We start from the raw sequence: 24,341 nt of genomic DNA on the forward strand, positions 1-24,341 counted from the left end.
TGCCTATGTAGAGCGTTTAAACCCCAATCGCGCGAAGGAGCGGGGCGGATCACGGCGGTGCGAAGCGATGGATTTGGTCCCACGGCTGTTTGCGGGCCTCGCGAATGTAGTCATCATTAAGCACGCTGCCGTCGCGAGTATTGAACACCAGCCTGATATTTTTGAAGTCCACGTCAGGGGTCGGACCATAACCTTGCTTGAACCACGTCATGAACCACGATTTCCAGAGACGGCAATACCCCGCTTGGCGGAACATCGCGCTGTAATGTTTGGCTTCGCTCCGCGCAGCATTGGTCCTTGAAAGGATGATAAGGTTCGTTAGCACTTGCTCGAAGCTCATGGACCTGAGGGTTTCGGCGGGAAGCCACATTGCGAGCTTGTCGTGAGCTTCAACCACCTCGTCCATAGCCTTTCTGGCTCTCAGCATCTGGGCGGTGTGGTCAATCGGCTCAAAGGGATACCCCATGTCCGTGGCTTCCACGACGACCATCTGGTGGTTGAGCGCGGCCGATTTGACTTCGAATACAACATAGCCTCCCGTGACATCGATTGCGGTGCAGAGCTTCGTCCACTGATCGTAAAAGTCTGAGAAGCCTTTGTTCAGGTCGGCGGCAGTCAGTGCCTGCTGAGCGTATTTCGCCTGCGCGGCGGTTTGCCAAGTTGCAACTGCCGAAGCCATTGCGGAGATCGCAGATAAGGTGATGCCAGCAACGATGGAATATCTCTCGAATTTGTTCACGCCACGTCTCCCGAGCCCGCTGCAATATAGATGCGCTTCGGGCTGGGGATAACTTTTAGTTGCCGAAATCCACAACCTGATTCAGCGTGCTATGGGGCGGCGCAGGTTCTGACAACAGCAGTGACGTGTATGCCACGAAATTCGTGAAATTAAATACTTAAATTATTCGAGCATAACGCCGCCGTGTTGCAAAGAATGCCTGCATGGCAACGGAGAAATTGCGACGTCCGAATACTAGAGGCAAAGGCCGCCGTAGCGCGGAGGCTAATCTTCGAGCAGGCGGAGCGCGCGGCAACATGATAGGGGTGGCTAAGCTTCGGCAGCCGTCCCGTCTCTGTCATTAATACAGTGGACAACACCGGCAACCACAGGACGAACCCTCGGAATTTGCGCTAATGCTGCCGCTGCAGCGAGGTTGTACCGTGACCGAAGATTCCAAAACCGGGAAGCCATATCGGATCCTTAGTCTTGATGGCGGAGGGGCCAAGGGGTTCTATACTCTTGGCGTTCTGGCCGAGATCGAGGGACTTGTCGGCTGCCGCCTGCACGAGAAGTTCGACCTCGTGTTTGGCACCAGCACCGGCTCAATCATCGGCTCCATGATCGCGCTGGGAATGTCGGTGGACGAAATCCACGACCTCTACAAGCAATATGTTCCGGAGATCATGCGGCTCAAGAAACCCGAGCACAAGTCGGCCAAGCTTGCCAAGCTGGCGGCGGACATCTTCGAGGATGCGATGTTCGATGACGTGAAGACCGCGGTCGGCGTCGTCGCCACAAAGTGGGTGATCGAGCGCCCGATGATCTTCAAGGGGAGTATCGCCCAGGCGCACGGTCGCAAGGGAACTTTTAAGCCGGGATTTGGTGTCAAGATCGGTGACGCGGTCCAAGCATCATGCTCGGCATTCCCGTTCTTTGCCGCGAAAACAGTCACCACCGGTTCCGGCGACGAGATAAAGCTCGTTGACGGCGGGTACTGCGCCAACAACCCCACCCTCTACGCCATTGCTGACGCGACACGGGCGCTGAACATCGCGCATAAGGATTTGCGCGTAGTGAGTGTCGGTGTCGGGGTCTACCCGAGTCCCAAGCCATCCATGTTCAGCAAAATGTATTGGGCGCGATATCTCCTTAGCGTCCAGCTCCTGCAGAAGACGCTGGAGATCAACACGCAGTCCATGGACCAGCTCCGTACGATTCTATTCAAGGATGTGCCTACCATCAGGATCAGCGACACTTTCGAACAACCGGAAATGGCTACAGACCTGTTCGAGCATGACCTCAAGAAGCTGAATATCCTCCGCCAGCGCGGGCGGGACTCCTTTGCCATGAATGAAGCCACTCTGAAAGAATTCCTCTTTTAGCAGGTGCAGATATGTCCTTTAGCGAAAACCAGCTCGATACGTGGTCGTCCCAGGGAAGCGTCACGCAGTCGGCCGCGACATATCAGACGGTCAGCAACGTCCTGAACGACAAGGACTCGCCCTTCTGGCTCAAGTCGTTCGATACCTTCCTGCAGGGCTCCTACGGGAACGACACCAACATCTATGCCGACAGTGACGTGGACATCGTGATCCGCCTTACCTCTATCTATTATTCGGACATCAGCGATCTGCCCCCGCTAGACAAGGCCAACTACGAGCTGAGCAGAAGCAGTGCCGAATACACGCTTCCGAAGTTTAAGGACGAGGTCACGAGCTGGCTGACCCAGAAATTCGGCCCGGGCGTAAAGGCCGGCAGCAAGGCCATCTTCATTCCCGGGAACGGCTCCCGGCGTGATGCCGATGTGCTGCCATGCGCCGAACATCGCCATTTCCTGACATTTCCAGCCAATGGCGGCGTAAAGTACTATGAGGGCATCGTGTTTTGGGCCAAGGATGGGACCAAGATCGTCAACTATCCCAAGCAGCATTCCGCCAACTGCACGCTCAAGCACCAGAACACGAACACCTACTTCAAGCGAACGGTCCGCATATTCAAGAACATGCGGAACCGCATGATTGACGAGGGCAGGTTGGCTGGCGGTGTTGCGCCCTCCTATTTCATCGAGGGCCTGCTTTTCAATGTGCCGAACCAGCTGTTCGGCTCAACATATTGGAAAACCGTCAACAATTGCATCGAGTACGTAAGCCGCGCGGATACTTCGCAGTTTCGTTGTGCTAACGGTATCCACTGGTTGCTCCGCGACGGGCACCCTGTTTGCTGGTCACTGCAGAATTTCCAGACGTTCATGTCGGCACTCAAGAAGTTCTGGGCGTGACGGTCAGGCCATCAGATAAGTTGTCACGGCGTGCAACCCTTCAGCCCGAAAAACCGCAAGCAAGGGGTAGCGTCTTCCACGCCGTCTCGGCACCCAGCCTGCTGTCCTTGCGCGTAGCCGAGATCGTATACATCTCTATCGACGTAGTGCGGGAGTGGCGGTGAGGACCAATTCGTAGGCAACAAGGATCATGTTTTGCCGAAGCCACCTCCCTCCAGCGCATTGTACTTTGCTCGGTAAACGTCTAAGTAATCCTCATCCTGACAAATGCAGCGGCCCAGCCGATCCTTCTTGCGACGCTCTGTGACCACGTCACTAGGGATATTGCGTAGCAGATTAAGCTTGGCAGTGGTCCAATCTGGCGCATTGCCTGTCGCCCGCTTGATGATTTCTCCGGCCAGCATGATGCCGGCCATCGCCGACTGGAAAGCCATCGGAACCTCGACACGCACCGGCTTACTCCCAGCTGTAAGCTCGAACACAACGCCGCCGCAGATGGCGCCTTGATAAAGGTTCCGCAAGGGTTGGTCGACGAATTGAAGGAGTGACTCAACGGGGACTGTCAGCCGGCTTGCGATATCTCGCATCAATTCACCGCTAACGGGGGCACCATTGTGAAGCATCGGCCGCACGATATCCACTTTCCGGTCCTCGAGGCCGAGGGCCTCGGCAATGACCTGGTCCTCGTCGGGAACGGCTCCGTGCGGCATATACAGGCATGCAAGGCATGCCATCTCCCCTTCAAAGCCGTGATGCGACACTCCGAGGTCTCCGCGCTGCGTCCAAGAATTGATGGTCCACCGAGGTAGCGTACCTTGTACGGCAATTCGATCCGCCGCCGTATCTAGCGCGATTGCCACATGCTGCATGGAGCGGACGATTGGCAACGTTTGCCACCTCGCGCTATGGCCGTCAACTGTAAGGTCGCGTTGAGTTTTCAGGTATCGCCAAGCAAGCTTCACCTTACTCTGGCCAATATCCCGCTCGAGCGCCAGCACGTAACGCTGAAGATTTCCTTGATCTACCTGCTCGCCATCAACCACCTGCAAGTGCCCTTGCAAGTGGGGAACGCGGGAAAGCGCCCACACCGCGCCGTTGCCGATCGCGCCCAACCCGAGAAGGAACAAATCATTGAGCACCGTGTCGGAAAGGGGCGGGTTAACGCGCGAGCCAGGAGCGTAGTCAAACAAGGAAAACGTTACCGCCTTGTCCACTGATGCACCGGTGATCTGATCTCTGAATATATGCCGAAACAAGTTCGACGCAGCAATGCATGCGGCGGCACCTGCGCCGAACGCATTGTTACTGCTGCCCGTTCCGACCGGCCTCTCCGCGGAGAATTTTGCAATCCACCCGTCAGAGCCGAGGAAGAATTTTGGGCAGGGCACCTCGGGGCTGGTCGAGCCTATAACCAGACAATGCGAAAGGGCCGATGACCCTCGACGAGCGATCGTGATGCTCTCGTTGATCGACCGAGCCAGTGAGCTTAGGCCCTTCGTCAGTTTTCTCGGCTCATTTCCCAGGGGTACGAGGCAGATGGTCGGATAGAATCGCGCCACCAACCTGATCAGGAGATCGAGCGCAGCCTTGCCCTCCGTTGAGCATGCCTCCTGATCAAACGCAATTCCAATCACAAGGTTATTGAGCAGCCCCTCAAAATCTTTGGCGTCGAAGCCCTGGAGGACTTGCGATGCCGCGGTGGCCGCACGACCGAAGTACTTTGCCAGTGCCATTGTTTCAATCCACGATTTCTATGAGACGGCTCATAGCCGTTTGCGGTACCGCTATCCATTTCCCTGCTCTGTCGAGCCGATAAAGAGCCGCCTGCGACAGATCGGCGGGACCTCTGGCAAAGTCCGGCACGACTAGCGAAAGCGAGCCGGCCGTTGTCGCCAACGCGTTCTCGTCATCGGTATCGGAGTGGTACGCATCCGTGGGGTGGCTGTGAATCTGCGCGAGGATGCGTAGGTGGTTGTCGAAAAGCCACACGTTTAGGCGGTGCAACTCAGCCCCATCGACATAGACGCCTACACCCGACGCAGTTCGAATTAGGCGTTGTTGAGGGATGAGCGCTCGCTTCACGGTCGCGGTTCCGGCTGTGATGGTTCCGACCCAGAGGCCTAGCCCCTCATATCCAGACCGGCCTACGTCCGCTAGATGCGCATGCACCTCGTTTACCACTGCACGGGGAACAATGAAGCGCTCCACAGCCGCGAGACTACTTATCTTGGCAGGGCCGCTAGGTTCGGCAGAAAGCCCGAGAAGGTCATCTGAATTTGATAGTTGATCATCTGAATGGGATTGATCGCGCTGGCCCAGATCTGTTCGAGAATAAAATGCAAGGAGCCTTCGCCAGAGCGACGATGCAAAAGCCATGAGTCACCTGTATGGGCTGGGTGATCGTGATATTCCCTAACTCCCGGCAGACAAAGGAAAGGGATATCGTCTGGGCCGTGAGCCTGAAGTAGGTGTTGAACAGATAGCCGCTGTTGTTGCGCCAGCGCGGTTACAGTCTCGGGCGACGCATCTACGACGCCATTCAGACGCAACATCTGAAAGCCAAGGTTTTTCATCGGTAGTGCGTTCCCGGTTCCGGGATCAACGAACGTTACTGACGGTGGGACCAAGTCGTAGTTCGTGAAGTCCAAACGCACAGCGCACACCAGCGGTCGGGCCGGGATCTTCAACGCGCTAAACAGCACCACGACCGTGGGAAACGTAGCCTCCAGCAGGAACCAACCTCGCCGACGGTACGTGTCTTCAAGCTGACGGTACTGCGCAACTTCGCGTTCGAACTTTCGTCGAGAAACCGCCTCGTCGACGAACTGACTTTCGGTCAACCTGCGGCTCCAGCTTTAAGGCTCAGGAACAGCTTCTGTCCGGCTGTAATTCCAAGGTCCTCAATCTTTTTGCTCGCGTCGAACACTGTCCCATTCTCATCCTTAAGTTCCCAATTCTCAGGAGGCTGTCCTACATTGCCTGATTCTTCCAGCGCCTTGGCGATTATCGTATGAAGAGGTGCATTAACATTGGCTTCGACAGAAACCGGTTCGCCATTCACAACAATGGTCAAGGTTATCTTGTTCTTCGATCCGGTTGCTTTGCCCGCAGCCTCAGGAACAGTATTCGGAGACTTTGCCATGCTTACTCCATCAATTGAGCGATTCGTATCTAAAGTTTAACTGAATAAAATTGCGAGTAAACCTGTAGTAGTCTGGCCGTCGGGGCTGTTGCGGTGTTACGTGAGATTATCTTTCGCTTGGGCCGTTCAAGACCTTTGCCGCTTGGTCGACTGGCTGCTACAACGTGAGTAGCAGCCCGCACACGCTTCCGAATCGGTCGCGCTAGTTCAGACCGAGCCGATGTCCTCGAGGAGGGGATGCGAGACGGAAGCGTAGTAACAACAGGGTGGTTGGTTCCGCCCCCTTTAAGGCGGGAGAACCGCGACAAAGACTTCGATTTCCGAACATGTGATTTCCGCACACAATTTCCGGACGGTCGCCGCCCTGGGAAGAGCGGCATGCGAACCGAATATTTTCGGTACGGCGCGGCGTCCAGGACTCGGTCGTTTCCAGACATAATGGTATACGCAACCGCCTTGCTATCCTGTTATTCAGACAAGGGGAGGGAACCGGTGGAAGAAGAAATCTCGCATTACATGCTTCGGGTAGCGAAGTTCGAGTTTTTCCTGGTCAGTACGGATATCAATCTCGCTCACGTGAGTGGCGCGAACCAAGCCATTTTGGGCGTAAACTGGACACGGCTCGCCCAGCTTGTCGAACACCATTACCCGTTCGAACAATTCGATTTTGATCATCCTCCCATCCGGATGTTCAAAGAAACGGTACCTCAGTTTCTTGTAAAGTCCGACCATGGCGGGGTGAAATGGGACAGTGACGACGAGGTCATCGACTCGTGGGATAGGCTATTTACGAGAAGCTTTGCTCGGCTGCGGAACAATATTGCGCACGGCAACAAGGCCTTGATGCCCACTGCATTTACCTATGAAAGGACCGGCCAATTCATAGCTGCGGGCCACGCGCTTATGGATTTCGTAGGGCAGGCCATCTTCAATCGCGGCGATTGGGACGGCCCGATTGCGTTCAACTGATCCGACAAGGCTATGCGCAGCGAGCGCTGACATGTTTGGTCGCGCGGCAATCGCGAAAACTACCCATCAATAGTGACATGCTATGGAGCATAGCGAAACGGAGAAGCGGGAGAGATATCGTTGAAAGAGCAGATCCAAAGCAACTATGAAAACCGTCTTCGAAGTTACGTCGCGCTTATTCACGGAAATGAGCCACCGGGCCTCGTTGCTAAGCTTGCTATATATTCATCGCTCCTAGCGCAGCAACACAAACGTGGTGGCCGATTTTTGCGGATTGAACCACTTCTTTATCCGCTATCTCAGGCGGTGGAAGTCGATCTTCATTTGGCAACCGCGAAACTGCTTGAACCCAACGGTAATCGAAGCGAGCGCAGCCTGTTTGCTTTTCTCGACTTTTGCGAAAAAAACCGGACAAACATCACATGGAAGTCCGGTGCTATACCCGCTGATGTCATTCAAAAGCAGAGCGCCGACCTCGAAGCTCACCGAGCCACCATTCAAACTATTTTGGCGCGGCGCGACAAGTTTTTCGCTCATCTCGATAAGCAGTACTTTAATGATCCGACTGCGATCTATCGCGACTACCCGCTAGATGGGCAAGCCGTTATTGCGCTAGTGAATTGCATCATCGCTATCATTTCGGGTCATCAGATGGCGCTAGAAGACAAAGCCAATTTTCACATAGCAGAATTCTACGAAATAGCGGTCGACAATATGCTGCGTAATCTGGAGGAAGGCCGGACAAGGAATTTTCCTGGTCAGCTTGAACAGCAGGTACCGACTAGCCAAAGTCTCGAACCGTGATCTGACGATTTGGCACCACGGGTTATATCCATGATAAAGGACATTATCACAGATAATCAGTGCATTGGCACCAATTGCCACTGAGTCTTCGGTTCGAGAAGGCGAAGGATAGGGACGAGCGTCTTAATTGGGGCCGGGAGCTGCCAGAGAGCTCGTAACCGCATATTGGCAAAAGCGGACATGTACCGAACGGCGGTTCAATGTGGCGGATGTCCATCGCCAACGCTACTCCGCGGCCGTCGCAGCCTCGAGGACTTGCGTTTTGACCAGGGAAAGCAGCCGTCGTTTGAGCAAAGCCACCAGATCGGCGCCTGAGGTCAAGGCGAGCAGGTCGGCTCGAGTGACGAGCAGCACATTGGTACCTTGGCCGAGCGCTGCGGTCATGTGGTAATAACCCGCTGAGGCGTCCTCCTCATTGCCTGCAAGGCCGGCGAGCGCAACCAGCACCCCGCTGGTCCGCCCTTTGTCTTGCAACGTCGTCGCGAAATAGCGGAGGTCGCGGCCGGCCAGCGGCGTCGCCGAACTCTTGCATTCCACGATCAACGGGCAGTCCAGGAAGTGAACGCCATCGCGTTCTCGGTCGTTCCAAAAGAGCAGGTCGATCTCCTCGGTCTTGTAGAAATTCTTGAGGTTGGTGCCTTCATATTGAAGGCCCGAGACCCGCGAAAAGATCGTTGAGATCAGCGTTTCGAGCCGCTTTCCCTTCTCCTGTGGTTTGCTTCCGAGCGCATCGATTGCACTGAGCTCGGCCGCGATCCATGCTGGATCGAGCGTCACTGGTTGTGCCCCGCGAACAGGGCGCGCTCGCGACGCTTCAGGATCACTTTTTCCAATTCCAGGTGCTCGACTGCGTGGATTAGATCCTCGATTGCGAAGGAAAGCACTCGCGGGGTCTCGAACAGGCTTGGCGGCACGGTCGCCCGGTCATGGTCGTAGACGAGCAGCGCGAGCTTTGCATCGCTCCTGTTCATGACCGCCTCGATCTTACGGACCGTCGCTTCGGAGTTCTTGATGACGCTGCCGACACCGCCGCCATAGAATTTGCACTCGACGAGCGTCGGGCCGCCTAGCTCGAACGCGATGTCATTGAGCCAGACGACCAGATCCGCGCCGACGGTCCGGTCATCACCGACCTCGGCCACTTCCGCGCCGGCAGCGCGAAAGATCTTGGCGCAAATCGTTTCGAAGCGCTTGAACCGATCGCCGCTCTCGGACGCGCGCAATGCTTGGAGTTCCTCGCGTGCCCAATCGAGGGAGTCGAGCCTGCCGGGTTCGACGCTGCCTCGACGACGATCTGAACGGCCGGCATGGCGCACAAACCGATCGAAATCCTCTGCAACGTCGTCGACCTTTGTCGCATCTTCGATGGCAACAATATAGGCAGTATTCAGGTCTAGCGTCGGCTTGCCCACGAAGACGACAAACGCGGGCTTCCCCATGCCCTGAGCGAGACCTAGCTCGAAGGCAGGCGCTGCCTGTGGGCCCTCCGAGATCGCGACTACCACGAAATCGGCATCGGAGATCAGCCGCACGACTTCATTGGTGATCGTCTGTCCAGCCCGCAACTCGGCTGCACTCGCAGCTTCGAGGCCACGCGACCGTACCAGCTCGACGAGACGTCGCACCACGGCGAGGTCATTTCCGCTGACGAAGCAGCGAAGATCAGGTTGGAAATCACGAGGTGCATTCATGCCGTACTCATAGCCTATATAGCGGTTTTTTCCACCATGAATGTGCCCGCTTCCGCGCGCCCTCCCAGCGTTCGCGCCGGCCCTCGCTGTTAGGATACAATTGGCAGCTCTTCAAAATCTTCATCACCGCACAGGATGGCCGAAATAGGGGCTCTAAACGGGTACAATGGTTCAAGACGCAGCAGCTAGGCCGATATGAGCGAATATCTCTCCGACCGAATTTACGCTCGATGTATTTCCATACCTACGTTGATCATTTACGAGCCCGAGCTTCTTCAATCTTATTGCTGTTGCCTGCTTCGAGACCAGAAAATATCGCGAGAGGTCAGAAATCAACTGATTGTAAGGTTGGTAGGTCCAAGGGTTATCGTCGACGTATATACGACCAAAACCAATATCGCGCATATTCAGTCTGGCGCAGCCCACCTCAACAGCGATTCGAAAGATTTATCGGGGAGAACTATCTCCGACGCAAATAAATTCGCCTGCAACTCTAAGCGCGTGAAATTGAAGTTTTCAGCGCCTTCAACATCCAACAAGAGGTCTCGCTCTACAACCGTTTCTGAGCGAAGATAACGTCCATGCCCAAGGCAGAAATGACCGATCTCATGGCCAATGGTGAACCGTTCTCGGAACTCGTTATCGTGAGAGTTTATTTCGATCACGTTCCTATCAAAATTTGCCGAACCCAAGATCAACGTAGCATCTTCATCGAAGACATTTGTTCGGGTGAATTTGAGCTCTAGCGACATCGCGGCGCAGATTTCAGTGAGATCAATGGGCCCGGCTTTGTAGCCAATCGCTTCTACGATCTCAGTGGCAAACGCCCGAATTTCGTCCAACGACGTGTACGGGACAGAAATGGAAGCCGGCCCTGTCGTTCTTCCCACCGAGTCCTGATCGAAGCATTCCAACAACTGACCAATGCTGCTGAAAAACCTCCCGTCAAAGTATGCTGAGAATTTCAAGGACTTGACGCGATGTTCACCCTCAAAAATCTGCGACTTCAAAAAAGCACTTTCGACACGATCACGGCGATCCACCACCACATCAGCACCGGATTCGATAAACTTTACTATACCCATTGAGCGGCTTCTTGCGATCATCTCAGCTCCTGACTGCAAGCGCGACGACAGGACGAGAATACCTTTAACTGAATGTCCGAAGACGCTCCCAATCTGGTCGGAGAATACCCTCACTCGATCTTCTGGAATGCCCGACTTGTAGTTCTTACACTCAAACACCGCATAAAGATGTGGTGTCTTTCCGCCCTCACGGTAGACCTCAATGACAACATCGAATTCGACCGGCTTCCCTCTGTCTGGGCAAGGGTACTTCGCTTTCTTGCGGATTTTGCAAAGGTCTGGCGGATAAGCGCCGTAGACTAGATCTCCGCGCTCCTGCTGATCGATAAGGTATTTGACAAGTGCGTCTTCGAGACTATTGCCCGTAGCAGTGGAATTCACGCATGGTCCTCGCTTGCGGCGTTAGGGACACGATCATCTGCCAATTTTTGGTTCTGCGCTACTTCTAACTGGCATCGGCTACCCGTTTGAAATCGAGCGAAGGCGCGGGCCGATCTCACCTTGCGAGCTTTGCCTCACTTAGCGCGCATTCCACACCGCCAGTTTTTCACCCGGCCTCCAGTAGCAATCGTGGCCGTCGGGTCGATGACCAGATTGAGGGCGCAAAGCGGCCACCACGACCTCGCTCTGAGTCTGCTTCGGTGCAGGGTTTCGGATGCCGGCCATCCACGTGGTGGCTGGCGTCGAGGCCGGCGTCCGAAGCGAGCCGTTGTTCACGGAGCCTCGTGGACGCCGTGTTGCAAGGATGTTCACGTTCTGGACTAAAATGATCGCATAATGGATCGACTGGAAGTGGCGGGCATCAATTCGGACCTTCCCGGTCGCATCACCGTCCGGTCAGTCAGAACGTGTACGACAGCGCGACAGGGCATCTGACGACTGGCGCCGCGATTGGCATTGGCAGCAGTGCGCTTCGGCTTCGTCTCCTTCGCTGACATCCCGGCGCTTTCGCGCAGCGCCTGCAGGAGATCGCTGGGCTTGGATGCGACAGGTGCCTTCTTCTTCGGCAGTGCCCGGCCCTCGATCTTGGCCTTCATCAGCTCGGCGACGGGTGGCCTTTCCGCGCCAGTTGGCGCGATCTTCCCATTGAAATCATACCAACGCCGCGAAGCTGCCCGTTTCCTCAAAACGGGTAGTGCTGCGCGGAATCCTCGACCGTGATCCAGCGCAGATCGGTGAATTCGGCGATCGCCGCCGTTCCACCGAAGCGGCCGTAGCCACTGCCTTTGACGCCGCCGAAGGGCATTTGCGCCTCGTCGTGCAGTGTCGGTCCGTTGATGTGACAGATGCCGGATTCGATCCGAGCCGCGACGGCCATTGCCCGCTGAATATCGCGGCTGAAGACGGCCGCTGACACCCCGTATTCAGTATCGTTGGCAGTGCGGATCGCTTCCTCCTCGCCGGAGACGCGAATGATCGGCTTGACCGGGCCGAACGATTCTTCCGTATAGACGCGCATTTTGGGAGTGACGTGATCGAGCAGCGTCGCCTCGACCACTGTGCCGAAGCGATTGCCGCCTGCCACGAGCTTTGCGCCCTTCGTTGTGGCGTCGGCGATCAGCTCCTCCATTTTCCTGGCGGCGTCGAGGCTGATCAGAGAGCCGATAACGACGTGCCCACGCGGGTCGCCGGCGGGCAACTGGCTGGCGCGGGCCGCGAGTTTGGTGACGAACTGATCGGCGATTGCGGTGTCGACAATGATCCGTTCCGTCGACATGCAGATCTGGCCCTGATGCATGAAGGCGCCGAAAATCGCGGCATTGACGGCACCGTGGATATCGGCGTCGTCGAGAATGACGAGCGGCGCCTTGCCGCCGAGTTCGAGCAGGGCGGGTTTGAGAAATTTTCCGCAGGTCTCGGCAATAATACGCCCGACCTTGGTCGATCCGGTGAAGTTTACGCGCCTGACGGCGGGATGGGCGATCAGCGCGGTGATGATCTGAGGTGCGTCCTCCGGCGCATTGGTGATGACGTTGATGACGCCGGCCGGCAGGCCCGCTTCGGTCAGAGCGGTGGCGATTAGCCGGTGCGTGCCCGGGCATTGTTCGGACGCCTTGAGGATGACCGTATTGCCGCAGGCAATCGGCATTGCGATGGCGCGGGTGGCGAGGATGACAGGCGCATTCCACGGCGCAATTGCCAGGCAGACGCCAGCAGCTTGGCGAACGCCCATGGAAAGCGTCCCGGGTTTGTCGGAAGGGATGATTTCGCCTGAAATCTGCGTCGTCATGGCGCCCGCCTCGCGCAATATGTTGGCGGCGAGCATCACATTGAATCCGGCCCAGGGTGCGGTGGCGCCGGTCTCCTCCATCATCAGCCTGGTAAACTCGGCCGCTTTCGAATCCATGATATCGGCGGCCTTCATCAGGATTGCGCGGCGCTGCCCGGGGCCAGTCTTCGACCAGGCCCCGAAGGCAGACGAGGCCGCATCGACGGCGGCGGCGACGTCGTCCAGGCTTGCAGCGGCAGCGCGGCTGGCGAGCTTTTCGGTGAAGGGATCGAAGCGGTCATAGGTCCGCCCGTCAGAGGCCGCGCGGTCTGCGCCGCTTATAAGCAGGGAAATATTCATGGTGGGATCTCCTGGAAAGAAATAGAAGCCGCGGACGTCGGCGTTGATCATGCTTCATGACCGCTATCGGGGGCAAGATTGGCGGCGAATTTCTCGGTTCTGTGGCATTCGGCGTGTTAGATGTCGAAGCGCGGCGGCGGGGACGTCCGCTTTTCGGGTCAACAATTTTCCCCAATTCGCCCGACTGATGGGCTTGTTGCCGATCGTTGCTATGTTAACAAGCGTGCATCGGATTTCTCGTCAGCTGCTCCAAGTTGGTGGAAATCTTGTCTTCAACGATTTGGCGATCGGGAACAGCATGAAGAATCGACAGCAGAATGAAGTCGCCAGCCTCTCGTCGCCAGGCGGCAGTTCGGCCCAGGAACGCCGCAGATCGTTGGCAATCGGACTTTTGCGTGCTCGTGAGGCAGTGATGAGCCACTTCCGGCCAATTCTGGCGGCCCATGATGTCACGGAGCAGCAATGGCGGGTGATCCGTGTGCTGTCCGAGGTTGGAACGCTTGATGCAAGCGAAGTAGCAGACAAGGCGTCGATCCTGGCGCCGAGCCTCACGCGCATGATCCGCTCGCTTGAGGAGCGTGGCTTCATCACAAAGCACAAGGATAAGGCCGACGGGCGGCGGGTCCTGCTACGAATAACGCCGGCAGGACAGGCGACCGTTAATGAGGTCATGCCAGAGAGCCTCAAGGTTTACGCCGATATCGACGCGCGCTTCGGTACAGAACGGGTCAAGCAATTGCTTGATATGCTCGACGAGTTGGCTGCGTTGAAGCTGGAAGGAGCGCCCTGCAACGAAGAGTGAAAGTCTCCGCAGAGATTAATTAATGTGTTAAATAAATAGTTGACGGCTGATCCGACCTGTAGCAGTCTCGGGAGACACTGACACTGTTGGGAGGCAGAGTTGGACCTGTTGCAAAACCGCAGTCTCGTCGATCGGATATGGGCACCGACGCCTTACGATCAATGGGTCGACGATCTTCAAAACATCTGCGGAAATTTCAATCCGCATGCCATGGAACGCGGCAACAAGGTGATAGGCACGGCTAGCCGCATCGACGTGTGCGGTATGCAGTTCGCCCATGTCTCCAACGATCTTGACTATGTGCATCGTGACTGGGACGACATCCGTCGGGATGCCAACGAGCATCTGTTCCTGATCCTACAGCTCGAGGGAGCCTGCGGGGTGGAGCATTCCGGACGGCAGAACGTTCTCGATGTGGGGGAATGCATTCTCGTCGATTCAACGCGCCCGACCACTTTCCATTTCCGCGGCCACTTTTCCAATCACCTCTCCCTGCATCTGCCGCGACAGTTGATGTATTCGCAGAGGCAGGTGGATTTCGATGTCGCCCGCAAACTTGCGGCGAGCGATCCGATGGCAATGATGCTTCGCGCATTGATCGCCAAGATGATGGTGACGCCGGAAAGCGAGGCGGCATCTCCGCATCTTCGCCAGTTGATGTTCGACACGACGCGCCAGGCATTTCTGTCGACCGACATCCAGGCAGTGAGCCTGAATTCACTCCATGAGAGCGCTGGCAGGCGCATGCAGATGGTTGATATACTGATCGACAAACACCTGACCGAAAGCGATCTCAGCGCAAAATGGCTGGCGACGAGGCTGGGCGTATCGATTCGTACCCTGCAGCAGGATTTCCAAGGAATGGGCATGACCTGCACCACCGTCATCCGCGACAAGCGCCTGCGGCTGGCGCGTGAAAAGATCGAGCAATTGAAAGAGCAGCGCAGCACCACGACCATCGCCGAGGTCGCCTATTCCGCCGGCTTCAACGACATTTCCTATTTCAATCGCAGCTTCAAGGAACTGTTCGATTGCGCGCCCAGCGAGCTGCTTCGCTCCGTCGATACGGCAGGCAAACTGGAATGATGCGCAATTGCGCTTCCGTCCAAGACGAGCCGCGTTTCTCCCCAAGACGCCTTTTCATGTGAAAGTCATAGTCCTCCCTGATGTCACGGGAGGAGAAAATCGTGAAGCAGTCTACTCTGCTCATCGGCGGCGCAGCAGTCGCAACGCCCCATCATGCGCCAATTGCCAACCCATCGAATGGTGAAATCGTCGGCTATATGCCCCTTGCTGGGGAAGCGGATCTCGACCGGGCCGTAGCCGCCGCCACCGAGGCGTTCAAGAGCTGGTCTCAGACCTCGAACGAGCAACGCGCCGAGGCCTGCCGGGCGATTGCTGAGAAGATCAATGAGCATGCCGAAGAACTGGCGCAGACCCTGACGCGGGAACAGGGCAAGCCGCTCAACGGTCTCGGCTCGCGGTTCGAAATTGGCGGCGCGCTCGCATGGACGCGCCACACCGCCGAACTCGATTTGCCGGTCGAGATTTTGCAGGACGACGATGAAGGGCGCGTCGAGCTCCATCGCAAACCGATCGGGGTGGTCGGCTCTATCACGCCGTGGAACTGGCCTGTCATGATCGCCTGCTGGCACATCGTGCCGGCCATACGAGCCGGCAACACCGTCGTCATCAAACCGTCGCCCCTAACGCCGCTCTCGACCATTCGTCTCGTTGAGATCATGAACGAGGTCCTGCCCGCAGGCGTTGTCAACGTGATCACCGGCGAGAACAGCATCGGTGCCGCACTTTCCGTCCATCCCGGCATCGCCAAGATGACCTTCACCGGCTCGACCGAAACCGGCAAGAAGATCATGGCCTCGGCCGTCGCCACCCTGAAAAGACTAACGTTGGAACTCGGCGGTAACGATGCGGGCATTGTGCTACCCGACGCCGACCCGAAAGCCATCGTCGAGGGTCTGTTCTGGGGCGCCTTCATCAACAACGGCCAGACCTGCGCGGCGCTGAAACGCCTCTATGTGCACGACAGCATTTATGAGGAGGTCTGCCGGGGCCTTGCCGACTACACGGCAAAGATCGTCGTTGGCGATGGCCTGGATGAGGCAAGCATTCTCGGCCCGATCCAGAACGAGATGCAGTTCAACAAGGTGCGCGAGCTCGTCGACGACGCACGCGCTCAGGGCGGCCGTATCCTGACCGGCGGCGCGCCGTTGGAGCGGCCCGGCTTTTTCTACCCGATCACCCTTGTCGCCGATGTTGACCACGGCGTGCGACTGGTCGACGAGGAGCAGTTCGGTCCAGCTTTGCCGATCATCCGTTATAGCGACGTCGACGAGGTGATCGCCCGCGCCAATCGAAATCCGGCAGGTCTGGGCGGGTCCGTCTGGTCGTCCGATGCGGAGAAGGCCAAGCGCTATGCGATCCAGCTCGAATGCGGTTCGGTCTGGATCAACAAGCACGGCACGATCCAGCCCAATGCGCCCTTCGGCGGCGTCAAGCAGTCCGGCATCGGCGTCGAGTTCGGTGCCGAAGGACTGAAGGAATTCACCACCATCCAGACCGTGCTGAGCTGAGCCATGACGAGCTACGACTATATCGTCGTCGGCGGTGGGTCCTCCGGCTGCGTGCTGGCAAACCGGCTTTCGGAAAATCCGGCGCACAAGGTGCTGCTGATCGAATCCGGACGCCGGGATGCCGATCCCTGGATTCGTATCCCGGCGACCTTCTTCAAGGTATTGGGCAAGGGAATCGACATCCACCCCTATGCTTCCAACCCCGACAAGGGTCTGAACGGCCGGCCGAGCATCGTACCGCAAGGCAATGTCCTGGGCGGTGGCAGCTCGGTGAACGCGATGATTTATATTCGCGGCCATCGCAACGATTACGACACATGGTCGCAAATGGGCTGCCATGGCTGGTCCTATAACGATGTGCTTCCTGCCTTCCGCTCGCTCGAGAATAATGAGCGGCTGGACGACCAGTTCCACGGCAGCAAGGGCGGCTTGCGCGTCTCCGATCCTCGCCACCGCCATCCCTTGAGCGAAGCCTTCGTCAAGGCCGCGACCGAAATCGGCATCCCCCAGAATGATGATTTTAACGGTACGGAGCAGGCAGGCGTCGGCTTCTACCAGAGCACCACCCATGGCGGCCGGCGCTGGAGTTCAGCCCAGGCTTTCCTGCGGGAGGCGGAGAAGCGGTCGAACCTGACGGTGCTCACCGAGCGCAAGGTTTCCCGCATCCTGTTCGAAGGACAGCGGGCTGTCGGCGTCGAACTGCTCGACGGCACGACCTTCAGGGCGTCGCGCGAAATCGCGCTCACATCGGGCGCGATCGCGACGCCGAAGATCCTGCAGCTGTCCGGTATCGGCGACGGGGCGCATCTTTCCTCGCTCGGCATCAAGGTCGTCGCCGATCTGCCCGGCGTCGGCGCCAACTACCAGGACCATCTGGAAGTGCCGGTGCAGGGTGAGACGCGCGAGCCGATTTCGATCCTCGGTCATGACAGGGGATTGCGGGCCGTCGGCCATATGCTGCGCTATCTCATGTCCCGCCACGGATTGCTGTCATCCAACGTCGTCGAATGCGGCGGCTTCGTCGATACGGCTGGCACAGGGCAGCCGGACGTTCAATTCCATGTCCTGCCGGTGCTGATCGGCTTCGTCGATCGTGACCCGGAGCCCGGCCATGGCCTCAGCATCGGGCCGTGTTATCTCAGGCCGCGGTCGCGCGGCTGGATCAGGCTGAAGAGCGCCGATCCCAACGACCAGACGGATTTCAACGCCAATTTGCTCTCCGATCCCGCCGATATCGAGACCTTGATGCGCGGCGTCGAAACGGCGATCCGCATCCTCGATGCGCCGGCTCTTGCCAAGCTGGTCAAGCGCCGCGTGCTGCCGAAGCCGGGCGTCGAAAAGGATCCAGAGGCACTGCGTCATTACATCCGCCAATCGGCAAAGACCGTGTTCCATCCGGCCGGGACGGCGCGCATGGGCCGCACCGACGATCGTTTGGCGGTCGTCGGGCCGGACTTGAAGGTTCGCGGCGTAGAAGGACTGCGCGTCTGCGACGCCTCGGTCATGCCGACCCTGGTATCCGGCAACACCAATGCTCCGACGATGATGATTGCGGCCAAGGCTGCCGCCTTCATGACGGGCAAGGCGATTTCCGGCTGATCGGAGAACTCAGACCCCGTTGGGAGCGGGACAACAAAATGGAGGATACAATGGCTATCAATCTACGAGGGCTGGCAATCAGCCTGTTTCTGACGCTCGTTTCGACGTTCAGCGCGCATGCCGCAGCATCCTGCGGCGACAATAGCGGCAAGCCGGCAACCGGCGAGCCGATCGTGATCGGTGCCATCACCGGCAAGACGGGACCGGACGACTTTTCCAACTCGACCAAGGCAGCGAAAGCCTATTTCGATTGCCTGAACGCCAATGGCGGCATCAAGGGGCGGCCGGTCAAATATCTGGTCGAGGACGACCAGTGGAACCCGGAAATCGCCGCGCAGCTTGCAGCCAAACTCGTCAATGACGAGAAGGCCGTGCTGATGGTCGGCAATTCGAGCTTCGTCGAATGCGGCGCCAATGCCGACTTCTACAAGAAGTCCGGTATCCTCGTCGTCGCCGGCGTCGGCGTTCCCCGCGAATGCTTCTTCGCGGAAAATTACGCGCCCACCAATGCCGGTCCGCGCGTCTCGATGCTGGGCGCCATGGGATATGCGCTGGATAAGCTGAGCGCAAAGTCGGTCGTCTGCATCGGCCCGAACATTCCGAACGTCGGAACGTGGTCCTGCGACGGCATCATCCAGCTCGCCAAGGAGAAAGGCCTGAAGGCCGAGACGATCCTGATGGATCCCGGCACCGCCGATTCCACATCGACCATCCTGCAGGCTGCGGCGTCCAAGCCCGATGTGATTATCCTCGGCCTTCCCAAGGGCGTGACAGTCCCGCTTCTGACGGCCGCCGAAGAACAGGGCCTCAACCAGAGCATCAAGTTCCTGAGCGCAGCTTCGGCTTATGACCTGTCGGTGCCGGGTACGATCGGCGCCGGCTGGGATGGTAATTTCATCGTCAACATGGAGTTCAACGATCTCGAAGCGACGACGCCCGATAACCAGAACTGGCTCGCTGTCATGGATCAGTATGGCCAGAAATCCGACCCGCGCGATACTTTCGCCCAGGCCGGCTATCTCTCGGCCCGCATCGCCGAGAAGGCGCTGATGACGCTCGATCCCGGCGACATCACCCGTGAGACCGCATCGGCGGCCGTACGTCAGGTCAAGAACTTCAAGAGCGATATCTTCTGCGCTCCCTGGTACTTCGGCGACGGCCAGTCGCGCCACAATGCCAATTCGACGACACGCATGGCGGTCAGCGACGGCGGCAAGTGGAAGGTCGTCTCCGATTGCGCACCGTCGCCCGATCCGGAGCTGAAGGACGTCCGCAATTTCGAAAAGTCCGCCGGTCTCAACTAAGCCCTGACGTCTACCAATGTGTTCCGCGGTCGTAAGCCGCGGAACCGGACGACGCGAGAGGATCGACTATGAACATCCTGCCTTTCATCATATCCGGGCTCGGGATTGGCGCTGTCTATGCGCTCTCCGGCGTCGGGCTCGTCGTTCTGTTTCGGGCGACCGGCGTTCTCAATTTCGCGTTCGGCGCATTCGGCGCGATCGGTGCGCATTGCGCATGGCAATTGCTCGAGTGGAAGATGCCTCTCGCCGTCGCCATCCTTGTCGCCGTCACCGTCTCGACGGCGATCAGCTTTCTCTATGGCCGGCTCTTCGCGCCCATGCTGTCGCATCGCGATGTCGTGGTGCGGGCCGTGGGAACTCTGGCGCCCGCTCTCATCCTGATCGCAATCATGGGCGTCATCTGGGGCGAGCTGCCGCGCCGCCTGCAGTTCCCGACCGATCAGATGTTCGTTTCCCTCTTTGCGGTCCGCCTGACTTTCACCCGCGTCATCGCCATTTTCCTCGCCGTCGCCATGGTCGTCGCGATCACGCTGCTGCTGAACCGCACGCGCCTCGGCCTCGACATGCGCGCTCTTGCCAACGATCGCGATCTCAGCGCCGTACTCGGCGTCCGCATCCTCTATACGGAAACCGCCGCCTGGATCATCACCGGCATCTTCTCCGGCCTTGCCGGCCTGTTGCTAGCCGATCTCGTGCGGCTGCAGGGAACCTTTCTGACGCTGCTCGTCATCCCCGCAATCGCCGCTGCCATCCTCGGCCAGTTGCGCTCGTTGTGGGAGACGGCCGTTGCCGGCCTCCTGATCGGCATCGCCGAGGCCGTGCTGACGCCGATCGCATGGATATCGCCTTATCGCGCGGCCGCACCTTTCATCATCGCGCTCGCCGCGGTCACCGTCCTGGGAGGCGCGGCGAAGGCCGCGTTGAAAGACCGATGAGCATTCACGAGCAGACAATCGCCCTCAAGGCCGGAGGCATATCGATGCTGCGCCTGCCAAAGCAGCTTCTCCAGGTGCCGGTGACGATGCTGATCTTTTCGATTGCCGTCGCCTGCCTTGCCAATTCCTTCTGGCTTTCGGCCGCAACCTCGGCCGTCGCGCTGTCGCTATCGGTTGCCGGACTCGCCATCCTTTACGGCCAGCTTGGCCTGGTTTCTCTCTGCCAGTTCGCCCTTGTCGGCGTCGGCGGCTGGATTACGCTTCGAATCGGCCACGCTTTCCATCCGCCTTTCGAGGTCAGCCTGCTCGCCGGCGCTATCGTTGCTTCGGTGGTGGGGTTGGCATTCGGTGTGCCGGCGCTGCGCCTGCGTGGTCTTTATCTTGCGCTCGTGACGTTGATGCTCGCTGGCGCCTTCCAGATCGTCATCAGCGCCTGGGGCTTTCCCGATGGCGGCCGAGGTTTCCTCGGGCGGGCTGACGGTTCCGGCCGGGCGATGCTGGCAAGGCCCGCCATGGCCGATGGTGAGGTCACCTATTTTCTCTATGTCTGCGCCTTTGCGACAATCGGCCTGTTGATTGCCCAGTGGCACAAGCTTGCCCGTCCCGGCCGGGCATGGGCGCTGATCCGCAAGGGTGAGACCGTCGCGGTGGCAAGCGGCGTCAATGTGTTGATCTACAAGGCCTGGGCCTTCGCCTTGAGCGGCTTTCTCGCCGGTCTTGCCGGCGGCCTGCTTGCCGGCAATGTCGGTCAGCTTGATGGGCGCGCTTTCGGCGCTTTCGAAAGCCTGAATCTGTTTGCGCTCGCCATCGTCGGTGGGGTCTTCAACTGGTACGGCGCGGTGATCGCCGGCATGCTGCTGCGTGCCCTGCCCGCCCTGCTGACCGATCTCGGCATCGACGGCTATGTGATGATCGGGATATTCGGCGTCGCGCTGTTCCAGGCGTTGGCAACGGCACCATCCGGCATTGCCGGCCAAATATCGGCCCTGATCGGCCGGTTCGGCAGCCGGATTTCCCGGAGGAGCCCACGATGATCAAGATCGACAATCTCGTCGTCCAGTTCGGCGGCGTCAAGCCGATCAATGAGCTCAGCGCCGTGCTGACGGCGCCGGTTGGCGGCCTCATCGGCCCGAACGGCGCGGGCAAGACCACGCTGCTCAACGTGCTCTCCGGCTTCGTCAAGCCGGTCCAGGGATCAGTCCTGCTCGGCGAGCAGGCCCTGCTGGCGATGACGCCGCTGCAGCGGGTCCAGGCCGGCTTGCGCCGTTCGTTCCAGACCGAACAGGTGGTAGAGGACCTGACGGTCGCCGGCAACATCGCCGCGATCGCCGATCATGTCGTCGGAACCGGGCAGCGCGCGGGCGCGGTCGATCAGGCCCTTGCCTTCGTCCGGCTGAGCGCGGTTGCCGACCGGCTTGGCCAGTCGCTCAACCTCTTCCAACGCCGCCTGGTCGAGCTTGCCAAATGCGTGGTCGGCCAGCCGAAGCTTATCCTGCTCGACGAACCTGCCGCAGGCTTGACTGAAGAGGAAGGGAAAGCCTTCCGTGAACTGATTCTGCGCATTCCGGCGGAGTTTCGGGCGCAGGTGCTGGTCATCGACCACGATGTCGATCTCATCCGCTCCATGTGCAGCCAAACCATGGTGCTCGATTACGGAAAGCTTCTTGCGCTCGGTCCGACGGCTTCCGTACTTTCCGATCCCAATGTGCGGCGCGCCTATCTGGGGGAGTTCTGAGATGAGCGGCATATCCGAAATCAGCGTCGAGAACCTTGTCGTCGAGCGCGGCGGCAAGCGCGTCATTCATGACGTCTCGTTTTCCGTCGCGGCCGGCAAGGTGACGACATTGTTAGGCGCCAACGGAGCCGGTAAGTCGACCACTGTCATGGCCATGGCTGGGGTCTTGCCTCGTGACGGGTTCGTGCGTCTCGGCAGCAGCCCTCTCGAAGGCTTTTCGGCCGATCGCATTCGCCGTACCGGCCTCGCGCTCGTGCTCGAAGGCCACCGCGTGCTCGGGCAGCTTTCCGTGGAAGACAATATCCTGGTCGCCGCGCTCGAACCCTCGGCAGCGGCGCGCCGGCAGGGGCTGGAACGCGCCTACGAGATCTTCCCGGAACTCGCCGAGCGGCGGCGTCAATCGGCCTCGGATCTTTCTGGCGGCCAGAAGCAGATGGTGGCGATGGCGCAGGCCTTCGTCGCGAAGCCGCGTTTCATGATCGTCGACGAGCTGTCGCTCGGCCTTGCGCCAGCCGTCGTCAAGCGTCTGGCCGAAGCGTTGAAGATTGCCGCCGCCGACGGCATCGGCGTGCTGCTCATCGAGCAGTTCGCTAATCTCGCGCTCGAACTCGCCGATGAGGCTCTTGTGCTCGAACGCGGGCGCCTCGTCTTTGCCGGCGCCTCGGCTACCCTTAAGGCACAGCCGGACATTCTCCACGGCGCCTATCTTGCAACCTGAAACGAGTTTTCTATGACGGCTGCAGTACTTCATAAGTCCATCGAGGACGCCCGCGGGCGGGAGTTCGCCGGGCTCGCCCGGAACATGTCCGGAGATGTCCGCCTTCACTTCGGTGCAGCCGACGAGCAAAAAAGCCGGATGGTATCGGCCATGCTGGGCGGTTGCCGGCTGACGCAGCTGGAGGTGGATCGGCACGTCGTTTTCGGCGAGCATGCAGCGGTCGGGTCCGATGATCCGGATGCGATCAAACTGGTCGTGCAGCCGGAAGGCGATGCCTCACTCGATCGGCGCGGGCTGCATTCACCGGTTTCGGCCGATTCGCTCGTCATCTACGATCCCGGCCGTCCCTACATGCTGACGAACAACAAGCCGGTTCGCCGGTTGCTGCTGCAGTTGCCGCGTCATGCGCTCCCTGCCGCGGCCGTCGAACGATTGGCACAGCCCTTCACGGCACGTGCCGAGCAGGCCGGAATGTGCCGGATCCTTCTATCCCTAATGGACTCGACCATCCGTGAGATCGATCATCTGGACGAAGCCCGGCGCTTTAGCGTCGGCCAGACCATGATCGAGCTTGTGCGCACGATGGTCGGCGCTGACCTGCAGCAAACAAGACCAGTCGCCAATCCGCTACATGTGCTTCTTCAGCGGATCAGGGATTACATCGACAACAACCTCGAAAGGCCGGACCTGAGTGTCACGATGATTGCGCGACAAATGGGCTGCTCGGTGCGTTATGTCTATCGTGCGTTCGAGGTCGAGGGCGTGACGCCTTCGGATTACATCTGGGATCTGCGCGTACAGAAAGCTGCGGCGCAACTGCGCAATGCCGGTGGTTATGCCGGAGAAATCTCCGGGATTGCCTTTGCACTCGGCTTTTCCTCAAGCGCTCATTTCTCACGCGCTTTCCGCCGTCGCTATGGTGTTTCGCCGTCGCAATGGCGCAAGGCCAGGATCTCCCAGACGAGATAAGACGGCCCGGCCAAAGCCCGGCCGCCCGGTTTCTCAGCGCATGGATTCGGCTACTCTCAACGTATCTGTGAACTGCTCGAAACGTCGTATCTTGCCTCCCGCCACGCTCCACACATGCACAACGCGGGCATTAAAGGTCTTGCCCGTTTCCCTGTGCGTGCCGCTGTAATCTCCAACAGCCACGATCTCGTCGCCGGCATCGAGAAGGCGTTCGAGTTTGAAGGTATATCCGTCGAAGGCCTTACCGAGCGCCTGGAAGACGTTCTTGAAGACCTCCTGCGGGCCGACATAGGTGCCAGCACAGGGAAAGCCATCCATTTCCGTCCAGCGGCAATCGGGTGCGATGTCTGCAAGCATGCCATCAATGTCGTGGCGGTCATTGGCGTCGTAATGCGCCTTTACGATCTCGATTGCTTTGCGCATGGC

General features: G+C 58.6%; 23 protein-coding genes and 1 pseudogene. 14 read left to right on the forward strand and 10 right to left on the reverse strand.

From position 1 onward, the window contains the following. Positions 1–49: 49 nt before the first annotated feature. Positions 50–739, reverse strand: coding sequence for a hypothetical protein (locus NMA58_RS24360; protein ID WP_434714255.1), 690 nt, complete (start codon positions 737–739; stop codon positions 50–52). 395 nt (positions 740–1,134) lie between these two features. On the opposite strand from NMA58_RS24360, the gene NMA58_RS24365 reads away from it, so the two are divergent. Next, the gene (locus NMA58_RS24365; RefSeq protein WP_434714256.1) at positions 1,135–2,103 is read left to right on the forward strand and encodes a patatin-like phospholipase family protein; all 969 of its coding nucleotides are present in this window, start codon (positions 1,135–1,137) and stop codon (positions 2,101–2,103) included. Between the two features lie 11 nt (positions 2,104–2,114). Next, a complete protein-coding gene (locus NMA58_RS24370; RefSeq protein ID WP_434714257.1) occupies positions 2,115–2,999 on the forward strand; it encodes a nucleotidyltransferase domain-containing protein in 885 nt (294 codons plus the stop codon). 188 nt (positions 3,000–3,187) lie between these two features. On the opposite strand, the gene NMA58_RS24375 is transcribed toward NMA58_RS24370, so the two are convergent. From NMA58_RS24375 to NMA58_RS24385, 3 genes are all read right to left on the reverse strand, one after another. Further along, complete coding sequence (locus NMA58_RS24375; RefSeq protein WP_434714259.1) at positions 3,188–4,732, reverse strand: E2 ligase fold family C protein; 1,545 nt, start codon at positions 4,730–4,732, stop codon at positions 3,188–3,190. A 489-nt stretch (positions 4,733–5,221) separates the two neighbouring features. Continuing rightward, on the reverse strand, positions 5,222–5,839 hold the full coding sequence (locus NMA58_RS24380; RefSeq protein WP_434714260.1) for a putative metal-binding protein: 618 nt from the start codon (positions 5,837–5,839) through the stop codon (positions 5,222–5,224). Continuing rightward, positions 5,836–6,141 carry a DUF2604 domain-containing protein gene (locus NMA58_RS24385; protein ID WP_221159160.1) on the reverse strand — a complete coding sequence of 102 codons (306 nt, stop codon included), beginning with the start codon at positions 6,139–6,141 and terminating at the stop codon, positions 5,836–5,838. Before NMA58_RS24385 ends, NMA58_RS24380 begins: the two co-directional genes overlap by 4 nt. Positions 6,142–6,633: 492 nt before the next feature. On the opposite strand from NMA58_RS24385, the gene NMA58_RS24390 reads away from it, so the two are divergent. Both NMA58_RS24390 and NMA58_RS24395 read left to right on the forward strand, forming a co-directional pair. Then, positions 6,634–7,110: a hypothetical protein gene (locus NMA58_RS24390; RefSeq protein WP_221159159.1), complete on the forward strand. Its 477-nt coding sequence runs from the start codon at positions 6,634–6,636 to the stop codon at positions 7,108–7,110. Positions 7,111–7,230: 120 nt separating this feature from the next. Next, positions 7,231–7,914, forward strand: coding sequence for a hypothetical protein (locus NMA58_RS24395; protein WP_434714262.1), 684 nt, complete (start codon positions 7,231–7,233; stop codon positions 7,912–7,914). 225 nt (positions 7,915–8,139) lie between these two features. Here NMA58_RS24395 and NMA58_RS24400 read toward each other — a convergent pair whose 3' ends face one another. The 5 genes and pseudogenes from NMA58_RS24400 to NMA58_RS24420 form a co-directional block, all read right to left on the reverse strand. Then, positions 8,140–8,691 carry a hypothetical protein gene (locus NMA58_RS24400; RefSeq protein WP_221159157.1) on the reverse strand — a complete coding sequence of 184 codons (552 nt, stop codon included), beginning with the start codon at positions 8,689–8,691 and terminating at the stop codon, positions 8,140–8,142. After that, entirely contained in the window at positions 8,688–9,605 is a 918-nt protein-coding gene (locus NMA58_RS24405; protein WP_434714263.1) for a restriction endonuclease, read from the reverse strand. The genes NMA58_RS24400 and NMA58_RS24405 overlap by 4 nt, the downstream gene beginning before the upstream one ends. A 407-nt stretch (positions 9,606–10,012) precedes the next feature. Beyond that, positions 10,013–11,071, reverse strand: a complete 1,059-nt coding sequence (locus tag NMA58_RS24410) for an ImmA/IrrE family metallo-endopeptidase (RefSeq protein ID WP_434714265.1) — start codon at positions 11,069–11,071, stop codon at positions 10,013–10,015. A gap of 380 nt (positions 11,072–11,451) precedes the next feature. Next, a pseudogene (locus tag NMA58_RS24415) lies at positions 11,452–11,739 on the reverse strand (hypothetical protein); the annotation flags it as partial. 74 nt (positions 11,740–11,813) lie between these two features. Beyond that, a complete protein-coding gene (locus NMA58_RS24420) occupies positions 11,814–13,259 on the reverse strand; it encodes an aldehyde dehydrogenase (protein WP_434714266.1) in 1,446 nt (481 codons plus the stop codon). Positions 13,260–13,557: 298 nt separating this feature from the next. Between NMA58_RS24420 and hpaR the strand changes: the two genes are divergently transcribed. From hpaR to NMA58_RS24470, 10 genes are all read left to right on the forward strand, one after another. Continuing rightward, positions 13,558–14,061 carry a homoprotocatechuate degradation operon regulator HpaR gene (gene hpaR / locus NMA58_RS24425; RefSeq protein WP_064696334.1) on the forward strand — a complete coding sequence of 168 codons (504 nt, stop codon included), beginning with the start codon at positions 13,558–13,560 and terminating at the stop codon, positions 14,059–14,061. Between the two features lie 99 nt (positions 14,062–14,160). Continuing rightward, positions 14,161–15,147 carry a helix-turn-helix domain-containing protein gene (locus NMA58_RS24430; protein ID WP_434714268.1) on the forward strand — a complete coding sequence of 329 codons (987 nt, stop codon included), beginning with the start codon at positions 14,161–14,163 and terminating at the stop codon, positions 15,145–15,147. Positions 15,148–15,248: 101 nt separating this feature from the next. After that, positions 15,249–16,655 carry an aldehyde dehydrogenase family protein gene (locus NMA58_RS24435; protein WP_434714269.1) on the forward strand — a complete coding sequence of 469 codons (1,407 nt, stop codon included), beginning with the start codon at positions 15,249–15,251 and terminating at the stop codon, positions 16,653–16,655. Between the two features lie 3 nt (positions 16,656–16,658). After that, positions 16,659–18,254 carry a GMC family oxidoreductase gene (locus NMA58_RS24440; RefSeq protein WP_434714270.1) on the forward strand — a complete coding sequence of 532 codons (1,596 nt, stop codon included), beginning with the start codon at positions 16,659–16,661 and terminating at the stop codon, positions 18,252–18,254. Between the two features lie 50 nt (positions 18,255–18,304). Then, positions 18,305–19,558, forward strand: a complete 1,254-nt coding sequence (locus NMA58_RS24445) for an ABC transporter substrate-binding protein (protein ID WP_434714271.1) — start codon at positions 18,305–18,307, stop codon at positions 19,556–19,558. 68 nt (positions 19,559–19,626) lie between these two features. After that, positions 19,627–20,493: a branched-chain amino acid ABC transporter permease gene (locus tag NMA58_RS24450; RefSeq protein ID WP_434714272.1), complete on the forward strand. Its 867-nt coding sequence runs from the start codon at positions 19,627–19,629 to the stop codon at positions 20,491–20,493. Beyond that, positions 20,490–21,527 carry a branched-chain amino acid ABC transporter permease gene (locus tag NMA58_RS24455; RefSeq protein ID WP_434714274.1) on the forward strand — a complete coding sequence of 346 codons (1,038 nt, stop codon included), beginning with the start codon at positions 20,490–20,492 and terminating at the stop codon, positions 21,525–21,527. Before NMA58_RS24450 ends, NMA58_RS24455 begins: the two co-directional genes overlap by 4 nt. Continuing rightward, positions 21,524–22,228, forward strand: a complete 705-nt coding sequence (locus NMA58_RS24460; RefSeq protein WP_434714276.1) for an ABC transporter ATP-binding protein — start codon at positions 21,524–21,526, stop codon at positions 22,226–22,228. The genes NMA58_RS24455 and NMA58_RS24460 overlap by 4 nt, the downstream gene beginning before the upstream one ends. A gap of 1 nt (position 22,229) precedes the next feature. After that, complete coding sequence (locus NMA58_RS24465) at positions 22,230–22,946, forward strand: ABC transporter ATP-binding protein (RefSeq protein ID WP_434714277.1); 717 nt, start codon at positions 22,230–22,232, stop codon at positions 22,944–22,946. Positions 22,947–22,958: 12 nt separating this feature from the next. Continuing rightward, positions 22,959–23,915 carry a helix-turn-helix domain-containing protein gene (locus NMA58_RS24470; protein ID WP_434714278.1) on the forward strand — a complete coding sequence of 319 codons (957 nt, stop codon included), beginning with the start codon at positions 22,959–22,961 and terminating at the stop codon, positions 23,913–23,915. Positions 23,916–23,948: 33 nt separating this feature from the next. Here NMA58_RS24470 and NMA58_RS24475 read toward each other — a convergent pair whose 3' ends face one another. Beyond that, on the reverse strand, positions 23,949–24,338 hold the full coding sequence (locus NMA58_RS24475) for a nuclear transport factor 2 family protein (RefSeq protein ID WP_434714279.1): 390 nt from the start codon (positions 24,336–24,338) through the stop codon (positions 23,949–23,951). Positions 24,339–24,341 lie beyond the last annotated feature (3 nt).

It is taken from the genome of Rhizobium sp. YTUHZ045, from assembly GCF_051124255.1.
GTDB lineage: Bacteria > Pseudomonadota > Alphaproteobacteria > Rhizobiales > Rhizobiaceae > Rhizobium.